Source organism: Pseudofrankia sp. EUN1h, from assembly GCF_001854645.1.
Classification (GTDB): Bacteria; Actinomycetota; Actinomycetes; order Frankiales; family Frankiaceae; genus Pseudofrankia; species Pseudofrankia saprophytica.
Genome location: NZ_MBLN01000092.1, coordinates 64582 through 89592, shown reverse-complemented (window position 1 = coordinate 89592; position 25011 = coordinate 64582). Strand labels below are relative to the sequence as shown.

Genomic DNA, 25011 nt, shown 5'->3' with positions numbered 1-25011 from the left:
AGGTGGTCACGGCGCAGACGGCGACCGCGCCGCGGGAACGCAGGGTAGCGCCGAGCAGCAGCAGGGCAGCCGCGAGCGCGATGAGAATCGGCCACGGAGAGATGGCCGTGGCGTTTACGGCTGTAGCATCCGGGCCGGCGACCTCGACTTGCAGATTTGGCCCATCGTAGGCCCGCGCCGTGGCGACGAGGCGCCCCGCCGTGGCCCGGTCGGGGTGCAACGCCGAACCCTTCACGATCACCGAGACGACCGCGGTGCGCCGGTTCGTGCTTACCGGGTCGACGCCGAGGACGACCGCGCCCGCCGGGGAGAACGGGTCGACCACCCCAGCGACCTTCGGCACCTTGCTCAGTTGCGCCACCATCGCGGCAACCTGTGTCCGTACCAGCGGATCGTCGACAGTTCCGTGACGGGCGTGCAGCACCACCGACTCGGTGTCCGGTATGCCTGTACCACCCAGCGCCCGACTCGCGAGGTCGAGGGCACGCGCGGAGTCACTGCCCGCAACGGCGACGTCGGTGTTGAAGCGGGCGCCCTGCGCGCGCGCGAGGAGAACAAGCGTCACCAGGCAAACGGCCCACAACCCGACGATCACCCAGCGGTGACGGGCACAGAGCCCAGCGAAAAGCATGCGCCCAGCAGAAGCAAAGCCACGGTTTCGCCACATTTACGACAAAATAGTCCAAAACGCCGTCTTGGACCAGGGTCGGCAGACCCCGAGTGTGGCCGCACCTGCCCATCCGGTCCGTCCAGGGTGATGCTGCCCAGGCAGCGGGCATGGGCAGGCGACAGCGGACACGCCAAGGCAGTCGGTACGAACRCTCGCCCCCACCAATCGAGCCAGAAATGGCCTGAGGACCTGCTCGTGGCCCAGCCTGCGGGAAAGCCCGACTCGGCGGCCTGAGGCTACGCCCGGATCGGCTATCCGAATGTCGGGGACGAACTGGTCCGTGAAACCGTCCAGGCAGACGCATCGCGACACCTGCCGTTTCGCCAGACTCGCTGGGGCGCGACGAAAGATCACGCGGCCACGCAGGGGTGTATAAAGGATGCATGATTGCTCGGACATAGGCGATCAGGGTGACGCGGTCGAGGACAGGGCGAATCCGGCCTTGATCGTGGCGGCCGAGCCGAGGACCGCCTGCAAATACCTGGGGGTGTTTCGGTCGCCGCGGACAACGGTGCCGTCGTGGTGGGCTTCGGGCCGGCCGTCGGGGCGAGAAGGCCGCCTTCGCGCCGTTGGTCAGTCGGGCTGGTGCGGCGCGGCCGACAGCGGAGCCACCTCCGGCTGTCGCTGGTAGATGCCGGCGAAGACGGAGAAGACGCCGAGCAGACTGTTCGCTAGGTCTTCGGGATCGAGCGGCTCGGCGCCGTTGATCAGCCAGTCGTTGATGACTGCGCCGGAGCCGCCGACGAAGAACGTGGCCAGGTGCTCGGCCGTGGCTGGGTCCAGGTCACCGAACAGAGTGCGCACAGCCATTCGCTGTAGATCGCTGAAGAGCGTGGTGAGCTCCCTGGCTATCGCGAAGGTGCATGACCCCGTCAGCATCGCCCGGTAGAAGGAACGATGCGCAGCGAAGTGCCGCGCCGATGCCAGCGCCCTGGAGACCTCGGGACCGTCCGAGATCTGCGGCAGAACCTCTCGTCTGACCRGGTCGGCGGCGGCTTCAACAAGGAGCGTGTCGCGGTCGCCGAACTGCAGGTAGACGAGCTGCCGGCTGACGTTCGCCGTTTCGGCAAGGTCGGTGACCGAGATGGCGGTCGTACCACGCTCGGACACCAGCCGCACCGCGGCGGCCATCAACGCCGCTCGGGAGCGCTGCACCCGCCTGTCCTGGCTGTGCCCGCTTGGTAACGGCTCGCCCTGCATGCGCCCGACAGTAGACAACCGTCAAATAATGGTCAAGTGACGTCGGTTGGCGACCGCTGCCGTTTGGCTGTGGCCGTCCGCCCTCTGAACATAGGCGCTCCAACCTCGCTCAATCGATTGCGGCGGGCGCCACGGTCCCAGGAACGGCCCGGCCTCGGCGGCCAGGCGAGCCGTTCGCCGCCTTCGCCGGTCCGGGTGACTCCCGATGTCCCGCCGCCGCCTCAGGGCGGTCGCCGGATGATCGCGGCGGCCGGGCACGGCTTACAAGCGAGCGATGAGATCAACTGGCGCCCCAGAGTCACCATGCCCCGTTACCAGATAGTTACATTGAGTAATTTCCCCTGGTCGAGGCGACGGGCGCGGCGAGGTGACTGCTCGGATTCATGTCAGTGAGTATTTACTTGCAAACTGGGCGTCTAGCACCTACGGTCTGTCCCCATTGACAACATGCGGACGGCAGGCCCCGAGCCCCGTCCGACCCCGTGAGCTGTGTCTCCGCGCAGCTTCTTCCGGAGTCGACCCCGGGTTGGCCGCTGGACGTCAGGCATCTCTGACTCGCCACGCCCAACTCCCGCTCCACATTCAAATACTGGGAGGTCTTGTGCTGCTGGTGGACAGGTCGGCGACGGAAGACGGCGAAGGAGGCGGAACCGGCCCTGCCCCGACCACTCGGATGGCCCTCGAAGGCGCCGTCGCGGCGACAGCCACACGTGTCCGCGTGGCCATGGCCGGGAGCGCAACCGCAGAGTTTCCRCACCAGCCGTGCGCGTGGAGGCAGCACCACCGGCATCGGCGATACCAGCCGCCCCGTCTAGAACTGGTTCACCCCGGTCGTTGTCCACCTCCTCGACGCCAACCTTCCGCCGACATCAGCGCGGGCCGCCTCGGCCATCCCGGGCATCCGCTTCTTGACCCCTGTCCACATCACCCAGGCACCCGCGGGGAGATTTCCCGCCTACGGTTCGGCCGTTGCTGACGCCGAGCCGCTCCCGAGACCCGCTTCGGACAGTTGGCTCCGATCTCTCCCGTAGATCCTTCTGCAAACGGCCCCTCCGGACAGCGGGCCACTCCACCATCGAATACGTCGCCCGCCGGCCACGAAGCCCTCGGACGAAAAGGCATCACCAAGATCACCTGGGTGTGGCTCGACGCGAGACATCCTCGGCCCAGCCTCCCAGGCCGGAGCGGAACTTATTTTGTCGCACCACCAGGCTGCCGCGTCTCGTCCAGGACATCGGAACCCGAGCCCGCGCGGGCGGCATTCATTGGCCGCCGGGGAGTCTGCGGCGGGATGAAGCGGAGCCGACAGGGACCAGCGCGGAGATTGGAGCTGCGACGGTCACGGCACCAAGAGGAGGCGCAGAGGGCTGGGATTTCTTCAGCCGACCGCGTGAAGCGCAAAATTCTCGACCACTTGGTGCGTCTCGCCGCGCCCGGCTGAAGCGCCGCGGCCGACCCTTGACCTGCCATGGCGCCTGGGCGTTGGCGGTGACGTTCGTACCGGATGGACGCCCTGGCCAGCACAAGTACCAACGGCACGGTGTGGCTGCGGGCTGTGTCCGGCCCCACCCGCACACAGCCTCTCATCGGCCACACCGACCTGGTGGGATCGGTGGCATTCGGGTCATGCGGACGCACCCTCACCAGTGCCAACGTCGACGGCACAGCACGGCCGTGGGACGTGTCCAACCCGTCCCTGCCACAGCCCCTGGGAGGACCGCTCACCGGACATACCGGCCCGGTGCCGACGACGGCGTTCGCTCCGGACGGACGCGCCCTCACCGCCGCCGGCACCGACCGCACGATGCGCGCGTGGGACGTATTCAGGCCGACCCGGCCGTGTCCACTCGGCCGGCCCCTCGCCGGCCACACCGACCGGGTGTGGTCAGTGGCCCTCGCGCCCGATGGACACACGCTCGCCGGCGCCAGCGAGGACGGAACGGAGCGGCTGTGGCGACTATGACCATCCACCCGGATCCGCTGTCCATGAAAATGCCACTGATCGTYGACGTGAAGCCGATTCAGGAATACCCGGCCGAGGATCTCGGGCCCGAGAAGGCGTTTGTCTAGTAGCGACGGAGCGCCAGTCGGATCACGATGCCGCCCCTCCTCGAAGAGAATAGGGGCGCCGATGAACCATTTGTCATATCCGTAGCCCCAGCCCACCTCGCTGGCCGGGCCCGTCCAGATCGCTGGTACCCGCTGGGCCATCAACATCGACCACCCTCAGCGCGCCCAAGGATGGCAGCCCTGGGATGTGCAGGTCGGAAGGTAGGGGACAAGAACCGAGCCGTCGTACTTCGCATAGACTTACCAAGGGGAGATCGCGCTCCATGATTCTTTTCCGCCCGCATATGCGGACCGCTTCGGCGATGATCGCAGCCCTGGCGGTCGGACTATCCACGGCCCTCACCGCTTGTGACATATCGTCGAACTCGGCTACCAGTGAGGCTGGCGCCTGCCCGACGCAGGTACCAGGGGTGACCACCACTTCCATCAAGATCGGACTTGTCTACCCCGACACCGGGCCCGCCGAGATCGCCTCCGCCTTCAAGGCCGCCCGCAGCGGCGTCGAGGCGCGCATCGACCTGCAACACGCCGCCGGCGGCGTCCATGACCGGGAGATCGACCTGGTGTGGGGCGACGACCAGTCCGATGCCGAGACCTTCTCCAAGGTCGCGCATGACCTCGTCGGCACCCAGCGGGTCTTCGGCCTGATCGCCACGTCGATCGTCCTCGACAAGTCAGCCGGCTGGCTCGAGCGGGAGGACGTCCCGGTCACCGGAACCGGGACGAGCGCCACTTGGAGCAACTACCCTAACCTCTTCCATGCCGGCAACCTGTTCAACACCGGCGGCACCTCCGTCTTCGGCGACTTCGTCAAGGCGCAGGGTGGTAGGAAGGCGCTCGTCGTCGTCGACCCGAACGTCGCGGCCTCACGGAGCCTCGCGGCACAGTTCGTCCCCAGTCTGCAAAGCCGCGGCATTCAGATCGTCGACGAGGTCACCTACACCGAAGGGGTCACCGACCCGGCCCGGGTCGCCGACGAGTTGAAAAGTTCCGGCGCGGACACCCTCGTCGGCGCCGCCCAGTCCGGCGCCTTCATCGACATCTACGCGAAGGCCAAGGCTCGTGGAGTCAAGATTAATGTGGCGTTGAACGCCACCGGCTTCAGCCCCGGTCTGCTCGCCCAGCGAGGCCGCGACATGGCCGGAATGTCGATCATGTCAAGTGTCGCCGCGCAGGGCTCCCCCGCGATGAACGCCTACCAGAAAGCCATGACCGTATACGCGCCGGAGCTGGCGGACCCCACCGACGAGCTCGCCCTCGCCGGCTACGTGGCCGCGGACGAGATGATCCAAGGACTCCAACTCGCCGGACCCTGCCCCACCCGCCAGACGTTCATCCAGACGCTGCGCGGGGTGACCGACTTCACCGCCGGCAGCCTGATCCCCCCGATCAATCTGTCTCAGCCGACACAGCCGATCCTCTGCGAGAACTTCATCAACGTCGACCCCACAGGGCATCGTTTCACCCCCGTCCAACCACCCGCGGCGCTCAACCACGACGGCTACTGGTGCGGCGAACCACTCCAATAGCACCACGGTGTGGACCATGGTCCTGGTCTACGCCGGACAGGTCGCCGCGACCGCGGCAACCGGGCGGCGACGTGGCAGCGCAACCAACGACGAACCGGCTCGCTCGCCCGCGCACCTGCGCCTCCTGGACGGGACCTCGTCGAACGCTGATTCGCCGAACTGAACAACCGCCCCGCCGCGCCGCACGCCACTTCGCCGTCGAACTCGAGACCGACATCGACTACTGGATCAACGTCCCACTGTCGACGAATCAACGATTCGGCCGCCAGATCATCCGACGTTGTGATCCTTGTTGGAATTCCCGCACCGCCTCATCGCGCCCGCCGGCCCCCTCTTGTTTCCTCTCGGTTTCTTGTGCACCCAGGTCGACGCGGGTCGGGTGGTGTCCACCCGACTTTGGCCGGCTGGCAGCGTCAGCTCCAAACGATCGAGCAGGGCACGCCAGCACCGTGGCTACACCCGGGTCGTAGCAACGGATCAACAAGTTGGGCGAACTTCTGCCCTACGACTCCGCCTCTCCGTACAACCCGGATGACATACGCTCGTCGATGTACGACGCTTACCAAATGAGGAAGTTCCGCTACCAGATGACAACTGGCGATGTCGATCGTCTCGTGGAGACGCCAGGCTGGTCGGCTGGCGACCAGTGACCGCCACACCGACAGGTGAGGTCTGGTCGAGTCAGCTGGAGCAGAAGTTGGGAATTCCCCTGCACCAATAGGCCGGGGACGTCCGTTGACTTCATGCCTAGCACCGCGCCTGTGAACACCTAGTGGCGGATCGTTGAGGAGGAACAGTGCAGCCACAGCGGTACGCCGACAACCAACTAATCGACAGATTCCTCGCCAAAGGCGCCTCTCGGCTACGAGACCGTACCGGTGCCGATCTTACTCTTRCCGGGTGGGTTCATCCGCGTACCGGGTTGCTTTCAATACGGTATACTAACGGTGCACGTACGGACGCGTGTCTGGGAATTACCGCCGCCCCAGGAAAGGGGATTGGCGGGAGGGCCGTCAAACTCGGTCAGCATGTGTTAACTGACTACCGTGACAGATCGGCGGGGAACGGCCCCGGCGAGCCGGGCCGAGTGGACTGCGGCGAGCATGTCAGCTCTGTGCTTGCAATACCACTGCGGCTGGGCGGACGGGCGCTCTGTGTCTTCTACCTAGCGGAACGATCGAAGAAGTCGATCAGCGCGGCTACCACCAAGTTCGCGCTAACGTTTGTGCGGCAGTTCGAGATCGCCGTCGCCCAGGTCACGAAGACTTACGAGACCGACGCACCCCGGCGGTGGAACGTGGACGAACGGGTTCTACGCCAAGTCGACGATGAGCTGGTAGCGCTGTCCCTGGACGTCGCCGCGACGCCCGCTCTCGTGAGAATAGCTACGATCCGCAACCTGCTTGAAGACAGCGTCCTCAAGTCGTTGTCGGCGGTGGATTCGGTGAACTCTCTCACTCGCCGCGAACTGGACGTGCTCGAGCTGGTGGCCGAAGGTTTGTCCAATACCGAGGCAGCAGAGCGGCTCGTTATCAGTCCGGAGACCGTCAAGTCATACCTGCGCACCATCCGGTCCAAGCTTGGAGTGCACAACCGGACCGCCGCAGTGGATCTGGCTCGGCGGTCCGGCCTGCTGCGCTGATCGGAGGCCCGTCGAGCTCCAGAATCCGGCCGACTAGAGGATGTCTGAGAAGGGTCAGGGTGGCGCGCCGGTGAGGCGGTGGAGCAGGATCATGCTCATCGCGAGGTAGATGGCGTTCTCGGCGGTGGYAGTCAGGTATTCGTAGTCCTTGGACAGGCGGCGGTATTTGCCCTGCGGGGTGCCAGAAGTCGGCCGGGGCTGTGACCTGGGCTGATGCGATGGACTGGCTGTCGGCATGAAGGTCGCGGTGCTGCGCCATACTCGACCTCGGCCGAGGTGGGACTGGGCGGACCGGTCCGTGCTCGCCGCGCTGATCCGACTCATGCCGTGAGGGCTTCGGCGGCACCGGCTGATCACTCCTGGCACCGTTCTTCGATGGCACCGCCGCCGGTGGACCACCCAGCAAATCCGTGACCTTCTCATGGACCTCGGGGACCGCGCAGCCGAGTTCCGGTTCCTGATCCGGGACCGCGCCTGACAGTTCACCGCCTCGTTCGACGGCGCCCTCGCCGACGCCGGCATCACCCCGATCAAGATCCCACCACGGGCTCCTCGAGCGAATGCCTACGCAGGGCGTTTCGTCCGTACCGTGCGGGCCGAGGTCACCGACCGCATGCTGATCTTCGCAGCGCCTCAGCAGCCGCGACTCAACGTCAGAGCGCATCGGCACCCCACGCACGCAGCACCCCTACGCGCTACRCAGCCTGCTGTTCCACAAGCAGTGCGGCCGACGCATGCAGGGCAACTGGAACCACGGCCACGCCCACTACCGATACCGCTACCCCCAGGAGCACGCCCGCGCCAACCACATCGACCACCCCCTGACCGTCTACGTCCGCGAGGACGCCATCCTGCCMACCCTCGACGCCTGGCTCGCCACCGCGTTCGATCCCGATCACGTCGAGRCCACCCCCACCGCACTGGAACGGACCCAGCCCGACGACTCCCCCACCACAGACCCGCTGCGACAGRCCATCGCCGCCTGCGACCTCAACTCGCTCGCCACCGCGCCGCCCTCGAACGCCGAAGCGACCTCCACCCAACCCGACCAAGACTGACCCGCCCCCAGATCAAGACACCCGTGGACGGACTCGGTGGGCTGCTCACGATCCTGAAAGACGCCGACCCGACCGACAAGGCGCAGGTCTACCACGAACTCGGCCTGAGGCTGACCTACGACCATGAAACAGAGACGATCATGGCCGACGCGAAACCAAGATCATCGATGTGCGCAGTGTCTGTGTCCGAGGGCGGACCGAACCATTACCCCACCGCCGGTCACTCTCTCCGGTGAGCTGCCCAGACGTCCGGGTCAAAGGACGTGTGGGCCGGGCCGGCGTCGACAAGCTCCCGTCGTCGCAGCTCGGCCGCCAGCGCCAGCTGGCGGCGCGCCGCGGGATGGTCACCGGCCATCGTGAAGGCGCGCGCGAGCAGTTCGTGGTTGTGTTCCATGAACGGGTTGCGCGACACCGCGTGGGCGGCGTACCGGACCGCGTCGCCCGCCTGCCCGGCGGCCAGCCGCGCCACCGCCACGTTGCGCAGCCGGGCCTCGTGCGCGGCCGCGACCTGGTGGCGCGCCACCAGCAGCCAGGAGTCGAATCCGGGCGCGGCCGCCGGCTCCACGCTGTCGAGCAGCTCGCCGTCGAGCTCCAGCAACGGCGCGTCCGGGCCGGCCGGCGCGCGGGTGAGCAGGAGGACGTCGACCCAGACGCCGTCCCCGAGCGCCGTACTCACCGGGTCGCCCCGGAAGGCGTTCGGCGCCCCCAGCGTCCGGCGCAGCTCGGCCAGTATCCAGCGCAGCGCGCCGAGCGGGTCCGCCGCGTTGCCCAGCAGCAGGTCAGCCAGGTGGCKGCGGCTGGGCGCACGGTCGGCGAGCAGCAGATAGCACAGCACCGCCCACGCCTTGCGCCCCCGCGGCGGCGGAACCGGCCGGCCGCCTCGCTCGATCGCCGGCGGCCCGATCAGCCGGATCTGCGTCGTCACTTCGCTGGGCGCGCTGCGCGTCGCCAGTCCTTCCATGTCCCCGGCGTCGTCCTCGGCGTCCCCGGCGGGGATGCCCCCTGCGGCACGCGGCAGCGGAAGCGACGCGGGGCCGGCCACGGTGGGCCGTGCCCTGGCACGCGCCCCTAGCTGCGAGGTAGTGATCATCAGTGTCTTCCTGTCCTGCTCGTGAGCACAGCTCGCCGCGGGTGGATCAGGCGGTCTTGCGGCCGACGGTGACGAGGTACTCGGCCCGCGTCAGCAGGCCGCCGCCGTCGGCGTCGTTGCGGCGCTCGACCATCGCGACGATCTCGGCGCGGCACTCGTCCCAGCGGCCCGCCGCGGTCAGGCGCTCGCGTGCCTTGACAGTGGGGCCGTAGCGGCTCTCCATGATCGCGACCTGTTCCGCCGAGTCGAACCGCCACGGGTTGTGGCCGCGGGAGAACTCAATCTCGACCCCGCTGCCGGCGAACAGCCGGCGGACGGCGATGACGTAGCAGCGGCCATCGAGGGCGACGTGCCGCGTCGTGGAGACCCAGCCGTCGCTGGTCGCGAGCGTCGGCGCGGCCCAGATATCCACGCCCTGGGCGTAAAAGTGAACCGCGCCAGCGGCATGTAGTTCTCCCAGCAGATCAGCCCGTCCCAGGCGGCCTCCCGTTCCGGTTCAGGTAGGCAGGAGAGCATCTGGTGCAGCGCGCCAAACGACTCCCGTTCGAACCGGACGCAGTCGGCCGTGCTGGCCATCCGGATCGGTGACGGCACCGTGTCGACGGTGCGGAAATCATGTAGTCGTCGCCGATCACGCTGGTTGTAGATCAGGGTTCGGTCGAGGAGTTCTCGGCGGCAGGTTCGCATCCACCGTTCCATGATCGCGTTCATGCGAGGTCACGCACGCTGCGATGGGGTGTGGCTCCCGGGATCCGGATCCGGCGGCTGGCGTGTTCGATCCCAGCGAGGTTCCGCCCTGACGATCAGCACCAGGCACGCGCTGGTCCAAGAACATCCGCCTCGGCCACTACGAACTCGCCACCGACATCGACCCGCGGCTACGGCCGTCAGCCGCGTTCACTGAACCGCCCACGCCATCTGATCACCATGACCGCCCGGGCGCTGCCATGCCGTGCCCGTCGCGGACGCAACAGCGCCATCTCCTTCGCCCCGGGACCTGACTCGCGCGCTGGCCGCTGACCCACACTTGCCAGGAGGGCCGCGGTGTGACCCGATGAGCTGGGAGAGAGGTGACTGCCATGTTTCGTGGCCATTCGACCGACAGGCGCGACGACGAGGTCGCGCTGCGGGTGACGGCGCCCGCCAGCTCGGCGGCCGGGCTGCCCGGGGTCGGTCATGCCCTCGCCCAGGCCCGGCGGCAGATGGGGGTGCGCCGTAGCGTCACCACCCTGCGCCTGCTCAACCAGGACCACGGCTTCGACTGCCCGGGGTGCGCCTGGCCCGACCCCCGGCCCGAGGACCGGTCCGCGACCGAGTTCTGCGAGAACGGCGCCAAGGCCGTCGCCGAGGAGGCGACCCGTCGCCGGGTGACCCGCGAGTTCTTCGCCACCCATGCGCTGGCCGACCTCGCCGGCCGCTCCGGGTACTGGCTCGGTGGCCAGGGGCGCCTGACCGAGCCGATGTACCGGGCACCGGGCGCCGACCACTACACGCCCGTGACCTGGGACGAGGCCTTCGGTGTCATCGCCGCCGAGCTGGACGCCCTCGACAGCCCGGACGAGGCCGCCTTCTACACCTCCGGTCGCACCAGCAACGAGGCCGCGTTCCTCTACCAGTTGTTCGCCCGGGCGTTCGGGACGAACAACCTGCCCGACTGCTCGAACATGTGCCACGAGTCCTCCGGCGCGGCCCTGAACGCGACGATCGGCATCGGCAAGGGCTCGGTCACCCTCGAGGACCTGGAACAGGCCGACCTGGTGCTCGTCTGCGGCCAGAATCCCGGCACCAACCATCCCCGGATGCTGACCTCGCTGGAGCGGGTCAAGCGGGCCGGCGGCAGCGTCGTGGCCGTCAACCCGCTGCCCGAGGCGTCCCTGCGCCGGTTCCGCAACCCGCAGAACGCCCAGGGCCTGGTCGGCCGGGGCACCGCTCTCGCCGACCAGTACCTGCAGATCCGCCTCAACGGAGACATGGCGCTGTTCCAGGCGCTCTCGCGCCGGCTGCTCGACGCTGAGGACGCCGCCCCCGGCACCGTGCTCGACCAGGCGTTCCTCGCCGACCACACCACCGGGTTCGACGCCTTCGCCGCCCACGTGCGCGCCCACCTCACCGACGACGACATCGCCACGGCCACCGGCCTGACCGGCGCCGAGATCGACGAACTGGCCGAGCGGATCCTGGCCGCCGAGAAGGTCGTCGTCTGCTGGGCGATGGGTCTGACCCAGCACGCCAACTCGGTGGCCACGATCCAGGAGGTGGTCAACTTCCTGCTGCTGCGCGGCAACATCGGCCGGCCCGGAGCCGGGGTCTGCCCGGTGCGCGGCCACTCCAACGTGCAGGGCGACCGCACGATGGGCATCTGGGAGAAGATGCCGGCGCGCTTCCTCGACGCGCTCGGCGCCGAGTTCGGCTTCGCCCCGCCCCGCCATGACGGCCTCGACACCGTCGACACGATCCGCGCCATGCGCGACGGCCGGGTGAAGGTCTTCATGGGGATGGGCGGCAACTTCGTCGCGGCGACCCCCGACTCCGCCGTCACCGAGGCCGCGATGCGCGCCTGCAGGCTGACCGTGCAGGTGTCGACCACGCTGAACCGCTCGCACGCGGTCACCGGCGAACGCGCGCTCATCCTGCCGACCCTCGGCCGGACGGAGGTCGACCTGCGCGGCGGGGTCGCGCAGGTCGTGAGCGTCGAGGACTCGATGGGAATGGTGCACGCCTCCCGCGGCGCGCTGGACCCGGCCGGGCCCGACCTGCGCTCGGAGGTCGCCATCGTCTGCGGGCTGGCCCAGGCGACGCTCGGCGCCCGCGCGTCCGCGCCGGCGGTCGACTGGGACGGGCTCGCCGCCGACTACCGGCGTATCCGCGGCCACATCGCGAACGTCGTCCCCGGCTTCGCCGACTACGACAACCGGCTCGCCGAACCCGGCGGCTTCCTGCTGCCGCACCCGCCGCGCGACAGCCGCACCTTCCACACTCCCACCGGCCGCGCGGCGATGACCGTCAACCTCTGCGAGGTGCTCCGGGTGCCCCACGGCCACCTGCTGCTGCAGACCATCCGGTCCCACGACCAGTACAACACCACGATCTACGGGCTCGACGACCGATACCGCGGGGTCCGCCATGGCCGGCACGTGGTGCTCGTGAACCCCGACGACCTCGCCGCCCTCGGGATCGCCGACGGCAGCCACGTCGACCTCGTCGGCGTCTGGACCGACGGGGTCGACCGCCGGGCGGAGAACTTCCGGGTGGTGGCGTACCCGACCGCCCGGGGTTGCGCCGCCGCCTACTTCCCCGAGACCAACGTGCTCGTGCCGCTGGACAGCACCGCACGGCGCAGCAACACCCCGACGTCGAAGTCGTTGGTCATCCGCCTGGAGGCCCGTCCGGTCGGCGCCTGAGACCACGCCGCGTGGGCGTCTACCGGTACCGACAAGGAACAGTGGCCTCATGAGTCGAGCAACCGCACGGCGCAGGGTGATGAAGGTGACGCTGGGCGCCGAGCCGACGGTCCGGCCGGACACACTCGTGGGCGAGGAGCCCCTGGAGATCCGGGTTGGCGGCAGGTCCCTGGCCGTGACCATGCGGACCCCGGGCGACGACATGGACCTCGCGATGGGCTTCCTGCTCGGCGAGGGGCTGATCGCCGCGGGGTCGGACATCGCGAGCATGCGCTACTGCGTGGGCACCGAGGGCGCGACCGACGCCGACGGGCGGCCCACCTACAACGTGCTGGACGTGGCCCTCGCGCCCGGCGTGCCCGCGCCCGACCCCGCCGCGGCCCGGAACTTCTACACCACCAGCTCCTGCGGGCTCTGCGGCAAGGCAAGCATCGACGCCGTGCGGGTGCGCACCCGTCACCCGGTGGCCGACGACCCGCTGCGCGTCCCCGCCGAGGTGCTGGCGGAACTGCCCGACCGGCTGCGCCGCGCCCAGCGCCTGTTCGCCACGACCGGCGGGCTGCACGCCGCCGCCCTGGCCGACGCCGAGGGCACGATCCTCGCCGTCCGCGAGGACGTTGGCCGGCACAACGCCGTCGACAAGGTGATCGGCTGGGCGGCCCGGAGCGGCCTGGTGCCGCTGCGGGCGCGGGTGCTGGTAGTCAGYGGGCGGGCGTCGTTCGAGCTGGTCCAGAAGGCGGTGATGGCCGGTGTGCCCGCCCTGGCGGCAGTGTCGGCACCGTCGACGCTGGCGGTGGACCTGGCTGAGGAGTCCGGGATGACGCTCGCCGGCTTCGTCCGGGGCCGAACGATGAACATCTACAGCGGCGCGCACCGGGTGGCTCTGGGCTGACCACTCCRCCCGCCTCGCGAGTTGGTCGAGTACTGGCGGGAAGAGCTCTCGGGACCACTACCCCCTCAGCGCTGTCGGCCCGCGTGGGCCGTTCCGGTCGGTGGCAGGTCGCGGCCAGGAACCCGGCCGCGGGCCTGGTGGGTCGCGACGGCGGCGGACTGGACCAGGCGGCGGCCCAGTTCGAGGACGTCCTCGACCCGGATCGGGTGGTCCGGCCCGGTGATGCTCAACGAGAGCAGCACCCGGCCGATTGAGTCGAAGATCGGCGCCGCGACGGTCTTCACGACGATCTCGTCCGCATGGGTGAGGCCGGCGAAGGACAGCAGCATCTCGTCGGTCTTCGCGAGCACCTCGGTGAGGTGGTGCTCGGCCTGCGCATCGGTCGGCTCGTCGCGCAGCTTCGCGACGGCGTCGATCATCGCGGGTGCGGCTATGGGGGGCAGGGGGACGCTGAAGCCTCGGTCGCGGATCTCCTCGAGATTCCGACGGTAGAACTCGCGCAGCGGTGCTGTCAGCGCGGCCCGCTCCAGCCAGCCCATGATCGTTTCGTCGTCAGCCCAGGCCATGAACACCGCGCCGATCGGGGCGAGCATCGGCGTGCGGTCTCCCGGGTAGCCGAGAACATGTGCGCGGGGCACTGGTCCGCGACGAGCGAGGAAGATGACGTCCCTGCCCGCGACGGCCGAAACACCGACCTCCGCGTCGAGCTCGCTCGCGAGCGCCTCGGCCTGCTCTATGGCGACACCAACCGCCGGATGCTGCTCGAGTGCGGCGAAGCCGGTAGCCGCCAGCGCCGGGCCCAGAACGTAGGTGCGGTGCACCGGATCCCGGACGAGAAACCCGCAGTCGCACAGCACGGCCAGGGTCGCGTGGGCCGAGGCGATGTTCATCCCGAGGTGTGTGACGAGCTCGCTGATGGTGAAGCCACGAGACGGGTGCGCGGTGAGGAAGGCAACGATGTCCGTCGCGCGGGCGGACGCGGGCGCGGGCCGGGCCATGCAGACACGGTAGCGGACGGCCACCCGCGCCGGGCCACAGAAGACGCTTGACTGCAAGAAGCATTTTGCTATAGCAATGTCCCATGTTCGACTTAGCGGGCCGTGTGGTCGTGGTCAGTGGTGGCAACGCCGGGATCGGTCTGGCCTTCGCCCGAGGTGTCGCCCGGGCCGGTGGTGACGTGGTCATCTGGGGCCGACGGGCGGAGAAGAACCTCGATGCGGCCAAGGAGTTGGCCGGCTTCGGTCACCGCGTGCTTGCGCAGCAGGTCGACGTCTCCGACGAGGCTCGCGTCGTCGAGGCGATGGCCGAGGTGGTCGAGGAGCTGGGCCGGGTCGACGGCGTCATCGCGAACGCCGGCCTGATGCGCAGGGAGCGCAGCTTCCCGGAGATGACGAGCGACGCCTGGCACAGCCTGTTGGCGGTCAACCAGCACGGCGCGTTCTTCGTCATGCGCGAGGGGGCGCGCCACATGAAGCGGCGCCACGACGCCGGCGACCCCGGCGGGTCGCTGCTGTTCTGCGCCAGCCTTTCCGCGCTGACCGGCAGCCCCGGCATGCAGCACTACAACGCGTCCAAAGGCGCCATGGCGGCCATGTCCCGTGGCATCGCGGTCGAGGCCGGCCGCTACGGCATCCGCAGCAACGTCGTGTGCCCCGGATACACGGAGAGCGAGACAGTCCAGATCCCTGTCGACAGCCCCTTGTTCGACCGCAACCGCCGCTACAACCCCTCGGGACGGGCGGGTAGAGCCGAGGACTTCGAGGGTATCGGCGTCTATTTCATGAGCGACTGGTCGCGCTACCACACCGGCGACCTCGTCGTCATCGATGGCGGCTGGTTGGCGAACGCAGGAAAGACCGACGTTACGGAGCTGCCGCCATGGCCGTAAAAGTGCTGCGCGTCGAAGGGATGCGCGACGACACCCGTGATCCGGCGGAGCGGGCCGCCCTGGAAGCCGACGAGGCACGGCCGCTCGACATGAGCATCGACGCGGTGCTCGAGGGAGCCAGCCGGGAGACCGGCCTGGACGACTTAGGCTCGCTGGACTTCACCCAGCGCCTCGGCCTGCTGCTGGCCGAGGTCGAGGCCGACGACAACGTGTGGCGGGCCCACAAGGCCACGTTCGTCGACCAGTGCGTGCGGGCGGCGGCGAACCGGCTGCTCATCCAGCGCTACTGGGACGACCACCCCGCCTGCCTCGGCGCGCCGATCGAGCGCCCGATCAACGTCATCGCGCTGCCCCGGTCGGGCAGCACCCATCTGGAGAACCTGCTGGCCGCCGATCGGCGGCTTCGGCACCTCCCGGTCTACCTGGCCGCACAGCCGGCCCCGGGCGTCGGCGAGACGGCGGAACCGGGCGGGAGGGACCCCCGCTGGTCACGGTCGGACGCGCGGTGGCAGCGACTGAGCAGCAACGAGATCTTCGCCGCGATGCACGAGCACTCGCCGGACCACGCCTGCGGCGAGAACGAGCTGCAGGTGCCCGACTTCGCCAGCTACCAGTGGGAGTGGATGGCCAACGTCCCCGGCTACCGCGACCACTACCTCAGCCACGATCAGACGCCGCACTACCGCTACATGAAAGACGTCCTGCGGGCGATCGCCTGGCAGTTCCCCAGCGACCAGCGCTGGATGCTGAAGTCGAATCAGCACAGCGAGCAACTCGTCCCACTGCTGACGACCTACCCGGACGCCACCGTCGTCATGATCCACCGCGACCCGGTCGCCACGATCCAGTCGCTGCTGACGATGCGTGGCCTCGCGCTCAAGACCAGCCAGAAGCGGCCCGACATCGACACCCACGTCGCCTACTGGGTCGACCGCCTTGAGCGGATGCTGCGCAGCTACCTGCGCGATCGGCATGTCGTACCCGCCGGCCAGCTCGTCGAGCTGAGGTTCGACGAGATCGTCGGCAACGACGTCCAGGCCGCGGCCGGCGTGCTGGAACGCGCCGGCCTCGAGGTCACCGACGAGACCCGTGCGGACATCGAGCACTACCTGGCGTCACATCCCCGCGGCAAGCGCGGCCKGGTCGTCTACGACCTGGAAGGCGACTTCGGGCTTGACGCGGACGAGCTGCGCGCCCGGTTCGCCTTCTACACGGACACCTTCCAGATCCGGCCCGAGGTGGGAAAGGAGCGTGCCCGGTGAGCTCCGAGCAGCAGCCGCTCAACGCACTCATCGTCCGGGAAGGAGAAGGCGTCCAGGACGCCGTCTCCCTCGGCGACGGCATCTACGCCTCGAAAGGCATCTCCAACAGCTATCTCGTCACCACCCCGGACGGCGACCTGCTGATCAACACCGGGATGTACAACGAGGCGGAGCAGATCAGGACGCGGTTCGCCGCGGTCAGCGCCAACCCGGTGCGTGCCATCGTGTTCACCCAGGGCCATCCGGACCACGTCGGAGGCTGGTCGCAGCTCGACGCCCCCGGCGTGGAGACGATCGCCCAGGCGAACCACACGGACGTCCGGGAGTACTTCCGTCGGCTGCAGCCGTTCTTCGCGCGGCGCAGCGGCCGGCTGTGGAACCGTGACATCACCAGGGTCGACCCGACCTACCAGCCGCCCGAGCCGATCCTGACGACCACGTTCCTCGACAGCCACGCCTTCAGCCTCGGCGGCCGCCGGATCGAGCTGTATTCGACGCCGGGCGGGGAGACGACCGACTCGCTGGTCGTCTGGCTCCCCGACGAGCGCACGCTGTTCACCGGGAATCTCTTCGGACCCCTGTTCGGTCACATCCCGAACCTGTACACGGTCCGCGGCGACAAGATCCGCAGCGCCATCGCCTACCTCCACTCCGTCGACCGGGTCATCGGGCTGGGCCCGGAGTTGTTGGTCACCGGCCATGGCGAGCCGATTCGGGGAGCCGAGAACATTCGGACGCGGCTGACCCAGATGCGCGACGCGACCGCCTACGTACGTGACCGGACGATCGAGGGCATGAACGCCGGCGTCGACCTGTGGACGCTGATGGGCCAGATCACCCTTCCCCCCGCGCTCGACATTCCCCAGGGGCACGGGAAGGTCCCGTGGATCGTGCGGGCGATCTGGGAGGAACACACCGGCTGGTTCCGCTACGAATCGACCACCGAGCTCTACGACGTGCCCCCCTCGGCGATCTGGGACGAGCTCGTCGACCTCGCCGGCGGCACCGCCCCACTGCTCGACCGGGCGGAGGCGCACCTGGCAGCCGGACGGGCACTGCAGGCCCTGCATTTCGCCGAGATCGTTCTGTCGCAGGAACCCAAGGACATGGAGGCCCTGCGGGTGAAGCTAGAAGCACACGAGCTGCTGCTCGCACGCAGCGGGCGGGAGAACTTCAGCGAGGTCCGCTGGCTCGAAGCCGAGATCCGCGACATCCGGGCGGAGCTGTCGTGACGCATCCGCGGCTCTCCGTGAGCGAGATGTGCACCTACCCGTGGACGTTCGCCGAGGAACTGGTCCTGTGGGACTCCCTCGACCTGCACCACGTGGGCGTGCTTGACGCCAAGCTCAGCGCCCACGGACGCGACGAGGCGATCAGCGCTCTCGCCGCTCGGTCGCTGCGCCTCACCACCCTCATCGCCGACCAGTTCGACCTCGGCGCGCCCGAGACCTGGGAGGCGACCCGTGAGGAGGTGAACCAGGCCATCGACCTCGCGGCGCTGCGCGGCGGATGCGTTTACATCACTCCCGGTGCTGGACCTGGCCGGTCGTTCGACGAGCTCACTGACGCGCTCGCCGCCGCGGCCGCGCCCTGCGTCGCCCATGCGGCATCCCAGGGCGTCCGGCTCGCGATCGAACCGACGCAGCGCAGGAACCGCTCGTTCGTGCACACCCTGGGCGAGGCCGCCGAGGTCGCCGACCGCACCGGCCTCGCGCTCATCGTCGATCTCGGCAACTGCTGGCGTGAGCCCGACCTGGCCGCCGCCATCCACCGGGTGGGCGACCGCCTCGCGGTCGCCCAGCTCTGCGACGTCCTCGCCCACGACCGCGGACCACTGCCGACCGGGACCCGGGTCGTGCCGGGCGACGGCGACATGCCCGTCGAGACGTTTCTGAACGCGGTCCTCGAGACCGGCTACACCGGCCTCTTCGAGCTCGAGCTCGTCGGGCCGGCGGTCGAGTCCGAGGGCCTCGACTCCGCGACCCGTCGCGCCGTCGACCGGGCGAACACATTCCTGGAGAAGGTGCTGCCATGACGCGGGCGATCGTTTTCAACGGCGACGAGACCTGGGAGCTGCGCGACCTCCCGGTGCCCGACCCACAGCCCGGCGGCGCCGTCCTGCGCGTCGAGGCCACCGGGCTGTGCCACAGCGACATCGACCACTTCCGCGGCCACGTGCACACCTCGTGGGGCGGCGAGTTCCCCTCCATCGCGGGCCACGAGATCGTCGGGCGTATCGAGAAGATCGACCCGGCGGCCGCCGAGAAGTGGGGCGTCGACGAGGGCGACCGGGTCGCGGTCTGGGACATCGTGTTCACCCCGCAGGGGCATCGCATCTATGGGCACGACTTCTCCGTCGACGAGGGCTCCGGGCTCTACGGCGGTTTCGCCGAGCACCTGGAGCTGCTACCCGGGTCGATGGTCTACAAGCTGCGCGACGACGTCCCGGCCGACCAGCTCACCGTCTTCGAGCCGCTGAGCTGCGCGGTCACCTGGGTCGCGCCGGTGAAGAGCGGTGACGTCGTCGTCATCGAGGGGCCCGGGCACATGGGCATGGCCACGATCGTCGCGGCGAAGGCGGCCGGCGCGGCCAGCGTCATCGTCACTGGGACGGCCAGGGACCGGTTCCGGCTGGACTGCGCGCGCCGCATCGGCGCCGACCACACCATCGACGTCGAGGCCGCCGACCCCGTCGGGCGAGTCCGCGAGATCACCGGCGGCCAGATGGCCGACGTGGTCATCGACGCCGCGGCCGGTAACCCGGTGACGGTGAATCTGGCCATGGACCTCGTCCGCAAGGGCGGCCATGTCGTCATCGCCGGGATGAAGGACCGTCCGCTCGAAGGCTTCCACAGCGACTGGATCCCGACCCGGCGCATCACGCTGCACCCTGGCGCCGGCCTGGACGCCGCGGGCGCCGTGGCGCTCATCAACGCGGGCAAGGTGCCGACCGCCGAGCTGCTCGGCGACTCGTTCCCGCTGGAGAAGTTCGAGGACGCCTTCGCGCTCCTGACCCGGTCCACTCCCGGCCGCGACTCGGTACGCGTCGCGCTCCGGCTGAGCTGACCGCCGACCACCACACGAGGGCAGGAGATCCCGACATGGGCGACGCGGACCAGACCTACCGCGAGGTGATGACCCGGGAACCGGCGCTGGCCACGACTCCCTACGAGGCCGCCACCCGGGACTTCGTGTTCGGCGAGGTGTGGTCCCGGCCGGGGCTCAGCAGGCGTGACCGGCGGTGGGTGGCGCTGACCTGCGTCGCCGCCGCGGATTCTCCGGGGCCCATCGATGACCAGGTCTATGCCGCGCTGAACAGTGGTGACCTCGACGTCGAGACGATGCTCGAGTTCGTCCTGCACTTCGCGGTCTACTGCGGTTGGCCCAAGGCGTCCCATCTCGAGATGGTCATCGCCCAGCAGTCGGCCCGGATCGCCCGCGAGAACGGCCGGGAGCCGGAGCCGTGGCCCGTTCTGTCGAACGAGACGCTCGGGGAGAACGACTGGGACAAGCGGCTGGAGGAGGGCGTGCGGGAGTTCGTCGACGTCAACCTCACCCAGGCGCCGCCGCCCACCTCGCCCTACCGTCACGCGGGCATCCTGAACTTCGTCTTCGGTCATGTCTGGCAGCGCCCCGGCCTCACCCGCCGAGAGCGGCGGATCATCACCGTAGCGTGTGTCGCCCTCGATGACTCGCCTACACCCCTGCGCACCCACGTCTCCTCGGCCCTGCATTCCGGCGATCTCACCAAGGAAGAGATGGACGAGATCGTGCTCCAGTTCTCCGTCTACTACGGGTTCGCGAAGGGCGAGGCTCTGAACGACGCCGCCGAATCCGCGTGGGCAGCGAAGAGCGGCTGATGTCAGCAATGCGAGAACCGTGGCGTCGAGCGCGCACCGCGTGGTTCACGCGGAGAGAGAACAGGTATGCGCCATGAGCCATCTAACGCACCTGCAGCGTCTGGAGGCCGAGAGCATCCAGATCTTCCGGGAGGCCGTCTCCGAGTCCGAGCGGCCGGTGATGCTGTATTCGGTGGGCAAAGACAGCGCGGTGATGCTGCATCTGGCGATGAAGGCGTTCTACCCGTCGAAGCCGCCGTTCCCGTTGCTGCACGTCGACACGACGTGGAAGTTCCAGGCCATGTACGCCTTCCGGGACCGGTTTGTCGCCGAGAATGGCCTGGACCTGCTGGTCCACCAGAACCCGGAGGCGCTGGCGCAGGGAATCAACCCGTTCGACCACGGTTCGGCGATGCACACCGACATCTGGAAGACGGAGGGGTTGAAGCAGGCGCTGGACAAGTACGGCTTCGACCTGGCGTTCGGTGGGGCGCGCCGCGACGAGGAGAAGTCGAGGGCGAAGGAGCGGGTGTTCTCGATCCGCTCGGCGCAGCATCGCTGGGACCCGAAGGACCAGCGGCCGGAGCTGTGGCGGTTGTACAACGCGCGCAAGGGGCCGGGGCAAAGCGTGCGGGTGTTCCCGTTGTCGAACTGGACCGAGCTGGACGTGTGGCTCTACATCCACAAGGAGAACATCCCGATCGTCCCGCTGTACTACGCCGCGCCGCGACCGGTCGTCGAGCGCGACGGCGCCCTGATCATGGTCGATGACGAGCGGATGCGGCTGAACCCCGGCGAGGTCCCCCAGCAGCGTTCCATCCGTTTCCGCACACTCGGCTGCTACCCACTGACCGGTGCCGTGGAAAGCGAGGCGGCGACTCTGCTCGAGATTATCCAGGAGATGCTGCTGACGACGAGTTCGGAGCGTCAGGGTCGGGTCATCGACCACGACTCGTCAGGTTCCATGGAGAAGAAGAAGCACGAGGGGTACTTCTGATGGCGCATGCGACCGATGACCTCGTCGCCGACGATATCGAGGAGTACCTGCGTCGGCACGAGAACAAGTCGATGCTACGGTTCATCACCTGTGGCAGCGTCGATGACGGGAAGTCGACGCTGATCGGTCGGCTGTTGTATGACGCGAAGCTGGTGTTCTCCGACCAGCTCGCCACTTTGGAGTCCGACTCGAAGAAGGTCGGCACGCAGGGCGGTGAGCTCGACTTCGCGCTGCTCGTCGACGGCCTCGCCGCCGAGCGTGAGCAGGGCATCACGATCGATGTGGCGTACCGGTTCTTCTCGACCGAGCACCGCAAGTTCATCGTCGCCGACACTCCGGGCCACGAGCAGTACACCCGCAACATGGTCACGGGTGCCTCCACGGCGGATCTGGCGGTCATCCTGATCGACGCCCGCAAGGGTGTGCTCACCCAGACCCGCCGTCACAGCTACCTGGTCTCGCTGCTCGGGATCCGCCACGTCGTGCTGGCGATCAACAAGCTTGACCTCGTCGACTACTCGAAGGACGTCTTCGACACCATCGAGGCCGACTACCGTGCCTTCGCCGCCCAGATCGGCCTCGAGGGTGAGGCCATCACCTGCATCCCGCTCTCGGCACTGCGCGGCGACAACATCACCACGCTGTCCGGGAACACCCCCTGGTACGCCGGACCCACTCTGGTCGGCCAGCTGGAGACCGTGCAGATCGACGACGTGTCGGCCGCCGGCCCGTTCCGGCTGCCGGTGCAGTGGGTCAACCGGCCGGACCTGGACTTCCGCGGTTTCGCCGGCCAGATCGCCGGCGGCACCGTCCGCCCCGGTGACCGGGTCCGCGCCCTGCCCGGCGGGCAGGAAAGCACCGTGKAGCGGATCGTCACCGCCGATGGCGACCTGGCCGAGGCCTTCGCTGGCCAGTCGGTCACGATCTCCCTCGCCGACGAGATCGACATCAGTCGTGGCGACCTGCTCGCCGCGGCGGGCAGCCCTGCCGAGGTCGCCGACCAGTTCGAGTGCCATCTCGTCTGGATGGCCACCGAGCCGATGCTGCCCGGCCGGCCCTACCTGCTCAAGCTCGGCGCCCGCACCCTCAACGCGACGATCGCGCAGCCGAAGTACAAGGTCAACGTCAACACTTTGGAACACACCGCGGCCCGCACCCTGGAGCTCAACGAGATCGGCGTCGCGAACCTCAGCCTCGACCGGCCCGTCCCCTTCGACCCCTACACCACGAACCGGGACACCGGCGGGTTCATCCTCATCGACCGGTACACCCACGCCACCGTCGCCGCCGGCCTCCTGCACTTCGCCCTCCGCCGGGCCCACAACATCCACTGGCAGGCCGTCGAGGTCACCAAAACCGTCCGCGCCAGCCGCAAGGGCCAGCGCCCGGCGGTCGTCTGGTTCACCGGCCTGTCCGGCGCCGGCAAGTCCACCATCGCCAACCTCGTCGAGAAGAAGCTCCACGACGAGGGCTTCCACACCTACCTCCTCGACGGCGACAACGTCCGCCACGGCCTGAACAAGGACCTCGGCTTCACCGAAGCCGACCGCGTAGAGAACATCCGCCGCATCGCCGAGGTCGCCAGGCTCATGGCCGACGCCGGGCTGATCGTGCTGACGTCGTTCATCTCGCCGTTCCGTGCCGAGCGCCAACTCGCCCGCGACCTGCTCGACCCCGGCGAGTTCATCGAGGTCTTCGTCGACACCCCCCTCGACGTCGCCGAAACCCGCGACCGCAAGGGCCTCTACGCCAAGGCCCGCCGCGGCGAGCTCGCCAACTTCACCGGCATCGACTCCCCCTACGAACCACCACCCAACCCGGAGCTGCACCTCGACGCCTCCGGTGCGATCGCCCCCGAGACCAGCGCCGAGCAGGTCGTCAGCTACCTCCGCGACACCGGCCACCTCACTCCGGCGGACGAGGCATGAACGACATCGACGACCACGCGCTCGCGGCCGCCCTCGCCGCCGAGGCAGGCAACCTCCTGCTCGCCATCCGCGACCAGGGCGGTGCCGCCGGGGACAAGCAGTCCAACGAGCTCCTGCTCGATCGCCTGGCACAGGCTCGTCCCCACGATGCCATCCTGTCGGAGGAACGCACCGACGATCGCGCCCGGCTCGGGCATGACCGCGTCTGGATCGTGGACCCGCTCGACGGCACCCGCGAGTACGGAGAGCCCCCGCGAGACGACTGGGCCGTCCACGTCGCCCTCGCCGTCCACGGCAGCCCCGCCGTCGGCGCCGTGGCGCTGCCCGCCGCCGATCTCGTGCTGCACACGGGCAAACCACCCACCCTCATCTCCCGCGCGGCCGGCCCGATCCGTCTCGCGGTGTCGCGGACCCGTCCGCCGGCCTGCGTGGACCACCTCGTCAGTCGACTGGACGCCGCGCTGGTTCCCATGGGCTCGGCCGGCGCCAAGGCGATGGCCGTCGTGCGCGGGCAGGTCGACATCTACGCCCACTCCGGCGGTCAGTACGAGTGGGACTCCTGCGCGCCCGTCGCCGTCGCCGCTGCCGCCGGGCTGCACGTCTCCCGCCTCGACGGCTCCCCCCTGCGCTACAACGAGCCCGACCCCTACCTGCCAGACCTGCTCATCTGCCGCCTGGAGCTGGCCGAGCCGGTCCTGAACGCGCTGCGGGACTGGGTGAACGCGTGATCCGGGTCGGATTCATCGGACTGGGCAGCCAGGGCGCGCCGATGGCGCGGCGCATCGTCGAGCACGGTTACCCACTGACCCTGTGGGCTCGCAGGCCCGCGTCCCTGGAGCCTTTCGCCGACACCACGGCGAAGGTCGCCGCCACACCCGCCGAGCTGGGAGCGTCCAGCGACGTCGTCTGTCTCTGCGTCGTCGGGGACGCCGACGTCGAGGACGTTCTCCTGCGGACCGACGGCGTCCTGGCCGGCATGTCACCGGGAGGCGTCGTCGCGATCCACTCCACGATCCACCCGGACACCTGCCGACGGATCGCGGGCGAGGCCGCGAAACGCGAGATCGCCGTCATAGACGCACCCGTCAGCGGCGGCGGCGCGGCGGCGGCGGCGCGCGCCCTCCTCGTCATGGCCGGCGGCGGCGCCGAGGACGTGGCGCGGTGCCGGCCGGTGCTGGAGACGTTCGCCAACCCTCTCATTCATCTTGGCCCGCTCGGAAGCGGACAGCTGGCGAAGGTGCTGAACAACTTCGTCTTCACCGCGCAGGTCACCGTCGCGTGGGAGACGTTCACGTTCGCCGAGGCGCTCGGCATGGATCGCACCGCGGTGGCGCGGGTATTGGCACACGGCAGCGGCGGAAGCCGAGCGAGCGCGATTCTCGCCGCCTCCGGTTTCAACACCGCCGGACTGCGACAGGCCGCGCCACTGCTCCGTAAGGACGTGGGCATCATGCTTAACCTCGCACAGTCACATGGTGCCGCGGAACCAGCCGCCCTGGTAAAACTCGCCGCCACCACGCTGACAACCCTCGAATAGAGACAGGC

Annotated in this window: 21 protein-coding genes and 3 pseudogenes; 18 read left to right on the top strand and 6 right to left on the bottom strand. The window is 68.9% G+C overall.

Annotated elements, in window-relative coordinates:
* Together BCD49_RS35515 and BCD49_RS35510 are read right to left on the bottom strand one after the other, a co-directional pair.
* Positions 1-565 (bottom strand): annotated as a pseudogene (locus tag BCD49_RS35515) (MMPL family transporter); the annotation flags it as partial.
* 678 nt (positions 566-1243) lie between these two features.
* Complete coding sequence (locus tag BCD49_RS35510) at positions 1244-1801, bottom strand: TetR/AcrR family transcriptional regulator (protein ID WP_083401892.1); 558 nt, start codon at positions 1799-1801, stop codon at positions 1244-1246.
* 1573 nt (positions 1802-3374) lie between these two features.
* On the opposite strand from BCD49_RS35510, the gene BCD49_RS35505 reads away from it, so the two are divergent.
* The 3 genes from BCD49_RS35505 to BCD49_RS35495 all read left to right on the top strand — a co-directional run bounded on the left by BCD49_RS35505 (position 3375) and on the right by BCD49_RS35495 (position 7111).
* Complete coding sequence (locus BCD49_RS35505; RefSeq protein WP_007507405.1) at positions 3375-3833, top strand: WD40 repeat domain-containing protein; 459 nt, start codon at positions 3375-3377, stop codon at positions 3831-3833.
* Positions 3834-4203: 370 nt separating this feature from the next.
* Positions 4204-5469, top strand: a complete 1266-nt coding sequence (locus BCD49_RS35500) for an ABC transporter substrate-binding protein (RefSeq protein WP_007507407.1) — start codon at positions 4204-4206, stop codon at positions 5467-5469.
* A gap of 1030 nt (positions 5470-6499) precedes the next feature.
* Positions 6500-7111 carry a response regulator transcription factor gene (locus BCD49_RS35495; protein WP_232794041.1) on the top strand — a complete coding sequence of 204 codons (612 nt, stop codon included), beginning with the start codon at positions 6500-6502 and terminating at the stop codon, positions 7109-7111.
* Positions 7112-7165: 54 nt separating this feature from the next.
* On the opposite strand, the pseudogene BCD49_RS42815 reads toward BCD49_RS35495, so the two are convergent.
* A pseudogene (locus tag BCD49_RS42815) lies at positions 7166-7282 on the bottom strand (IS5/IS1182 family transposase); the annotation flags it as partial.
* Between the two features lie 220 nt (positions 7283-7502).
* On the opposite strand from BCD49_RS42815, the pseudogene BCD49_RS46640 reads away from it, so the two are divergent.
* The 3 genes and pseudogenes from BCD49_RS46640 to BCD49_RS44470 all read left to right on the top strand — a co-directional run.
* Positions 7503-7737, top strand: a pseudogene (locus BCD49_RS46640) (transposase); the annotation flags it as partial.
* Positions 7738-7845: 108 nt separating this feature from the next.
* Positions 7846-8169, top strand: coding sequence for a hypothetical protein (locus BCD49_RS44475; protein ID WP_071042382.1), 324 nt, complete (start codon positions 7846-7848; stop codon positions 8167-8169).
* A gap of 23 nt (positions 8170-8192) precedes the next feature.
* Positions 8193-8405 (top strand): hypothetical protein, encoded by a 213-nt coding sequence (locus BCD49_RS44470; protein ID WP_007507411.1) that lies wholly within the window; start codon positions 8193-8195, stop codon positions 8403-8405.
* Here the strand turns inward: BCD49_RS44470 and BCD49_RS35475 are convergent.
* Together BCD49_RS35475 and BCD49_RS44465 are read right to left on the bottom strand one after the other, a co-directional pair.
* Positions 8390-9259, bottom strand: a complete 870-nt coding sequence (locus tag BCD49_RS35475; protein ID WP_131803631.1) for an AfsR/SARP family transcriptional regulator — start codon at positions 9257-9259, stop codon at positions 8390-8392. The genes BCD49_RS44470 and BCD49_RS35475 overlap by 16 nt on opposite strands.
* A gap of 46 nt (positions 9260-9305) precedes the next feature.
* Positions 9306-9671, bottom strand: a complete 366-nt coding sequence (locus BCD49_RS44465; RefSeq protein ID WP_007507413.1) for a hypothetical protein — start codon at positions 9669-9671, stop codon at positions 9306-9308.
* A gap of 667 nt (positions 9672-10338) precedes the next feature.
* Here BCD49_RS44465 and BCD49_RS35465 point away from each other — a divergent pair.
* Positions 10339-12660: an FdhF/YdeP family oxidoreductase gene (locus BCD49_RS35465; RefSeq protein WP_007507414.1), complete on the top strand. Its 2322-nt coding sequence runs from the start codon at positions 10339-10341 to the stop codon at positions 12658-12660.
* Between the two features lie 49 nt (positions 12661-12709).
* Positions 12710-13552, top strand: coding sequence for a formate dehydrogenase accessory sulfurtransferase FdhD (fdhD, locus tag BCD49_RS35460; protein WP_007507416.1), 843 nt, complete (start codon positions 12710-12712; stop codon positions 13550-13552).
* Between the two features lie 65 nt (positions 13553-13617).
* Here the strand turns inward: fdhD and BCD49_RS35455 are convergent, their stop codons facing one another.
* A complete protein-coding gene (locus tag BCD49_RS35455) occupies positions 13618-14550 on the bottom strand; it encodes an IclR family transcriptional regulator (protein WP_035924752.1) in 933 nt (310 codons plus the stop codon).
* 83 nt (positions 14551-14633) lie between these two features.
* Between BCD49_RS35455 and BCD49_RS35450 the strand changes: the two genes are divergently transcribed.
* From BCD49_RS35450 to BCD49_RS35405, 10 genes are read left to right on the top strand one after another with little or no spacing between them, the layout of a single operon-like run.
* Positions 14634-15440, top strand: a complete 807-nt coding sequence (locus BCD49_RS35450) for an SDR family NAD(P)-dependent oxidoreductase (RefSeq protein ID WP_007507418.1) — start codon at positions 14634-14636, stop codon at positions 15438-15440.
* Positions 15431-16702, top strand: a complete 1272-nt coding sequence (locus tag BCD49_RS35445; protein WP_071042380.1) for a sulfotransferase family protein — start codon at positions 15431-15433, stop codon at positions 16700-16702. The genes BCD49_RS35450 and BCD49_RS35445 overlap by 10 nt, the downstream gene beginning before the upstream one ends.
* Complete coding sequence (locus BCD49_RS35440; protein WP_007507422.1) at positions 16699-17934, top strand: MBL fold metallo-hydrolase; 1236 nt, start codon at positions 16699-16701, stop codon at positions 17932-17934. Before BCD49_RS35445 ends, BCD49_RS35440 begins: the two co-directional genes overlap by 4 nt.
* Positions 17931-18737 carry a sugar phosphate isomerase/epimerase family protein gene (locus BCD49_RS35435; protein WP_007507424.1) on the top strand — a complete coding sequence of 269 codons (807 nt, stop codon included), beginning with the start codon at positions 17931-17933 and terminating at the stop codon, positions 18735-18737. Before BCD49_RS35440 ends, BCD49_RS35435 begins: the two co-directional genes overlap by 4 nt.
* The gene (locus BCD49_RS35430; protein WP_007507425.1) at positions 18734-19768 is read left to right on the top strand and encodes a zinc-dependent alcohol dehydrogenase; all 1035 of its coding nucleotides are present in this window, start codon (positions 18734-18736) and stop codon (positions 19766-19768) included. The genes BCD49_RS35435 and BCD49_RS35430 overlap by 4 nt, the downstream gene beginning before the upstream one ends.
* 35 nt (positions 19769-19803) lie before the next feature.
* Positions 19804-20562 carry a carboxymuconolactone decarboxylase family protein gene (locus BCD49_RS35425; protein ID WP_007507426.1) on the top strand — a complete coding sequence of 253 codons (759 nt, stop codon included), beginning with the start codon at positions 19804-19806 and terminating at the stop codon, positions 20560-20562.
* A gap of 40 nt (positions 20563-20602) precedes the next feature.
* Positions 20603-21538 (top strand): sulfate adenylyltransferase subunit CysD, encoded by a 936-nt coding sequence (cysD, locus tag BCD49_RS35420; RefSeq protein WP_083401894.1) that lies wholly within the window; start codon positions 20603-20605, stop codon positions 21536-21538.
* Complete coding sequence (gene cysN, locus BCD49_RS35415) at positions 21538-23466, top strand: sulfate adenylyltransferase subunit CysN (protein WP_071042379.1); 1929 nt, start codon at positions 21538-21540, stop codon at positions 23464-23466. The genes cysD and cysN overlap by 1 nt, the downstream gene beginning before the upstream one ends.
* The gene (locus BCD49_RS35410; protein WP_007507432.1) at positions 23463-24194 is read left to right on the top strand and encodes a 3'(2'),5'-bisphosphate nucleotidase CysQ; all 732 of its coding nucleotides are present in this window, start codon (positions 23463-23465) and stop codon (positions 24192-24194) included. Before cysN ends, BCD49_RS35410 begins: the two co-directional genes overlap by 4 nt.
* Positions 24191-25003, top strand: coding sequence for an NAD(P)-dependent oxidoreductase (locus tag BCD49_RS35405; protein ID WP_007507434.1), 813 nt, complete (start codon positions 24191-24193; stop codon positions 25001-25003). The genes BCD49_RS35410 and BCD49_RS35405 overlap by 4 nt, the downstream gene beginning before the upstream one ends.
* The last annotated feature ends 8 nt before the right edge of the window (positions 25004-25011 follow it).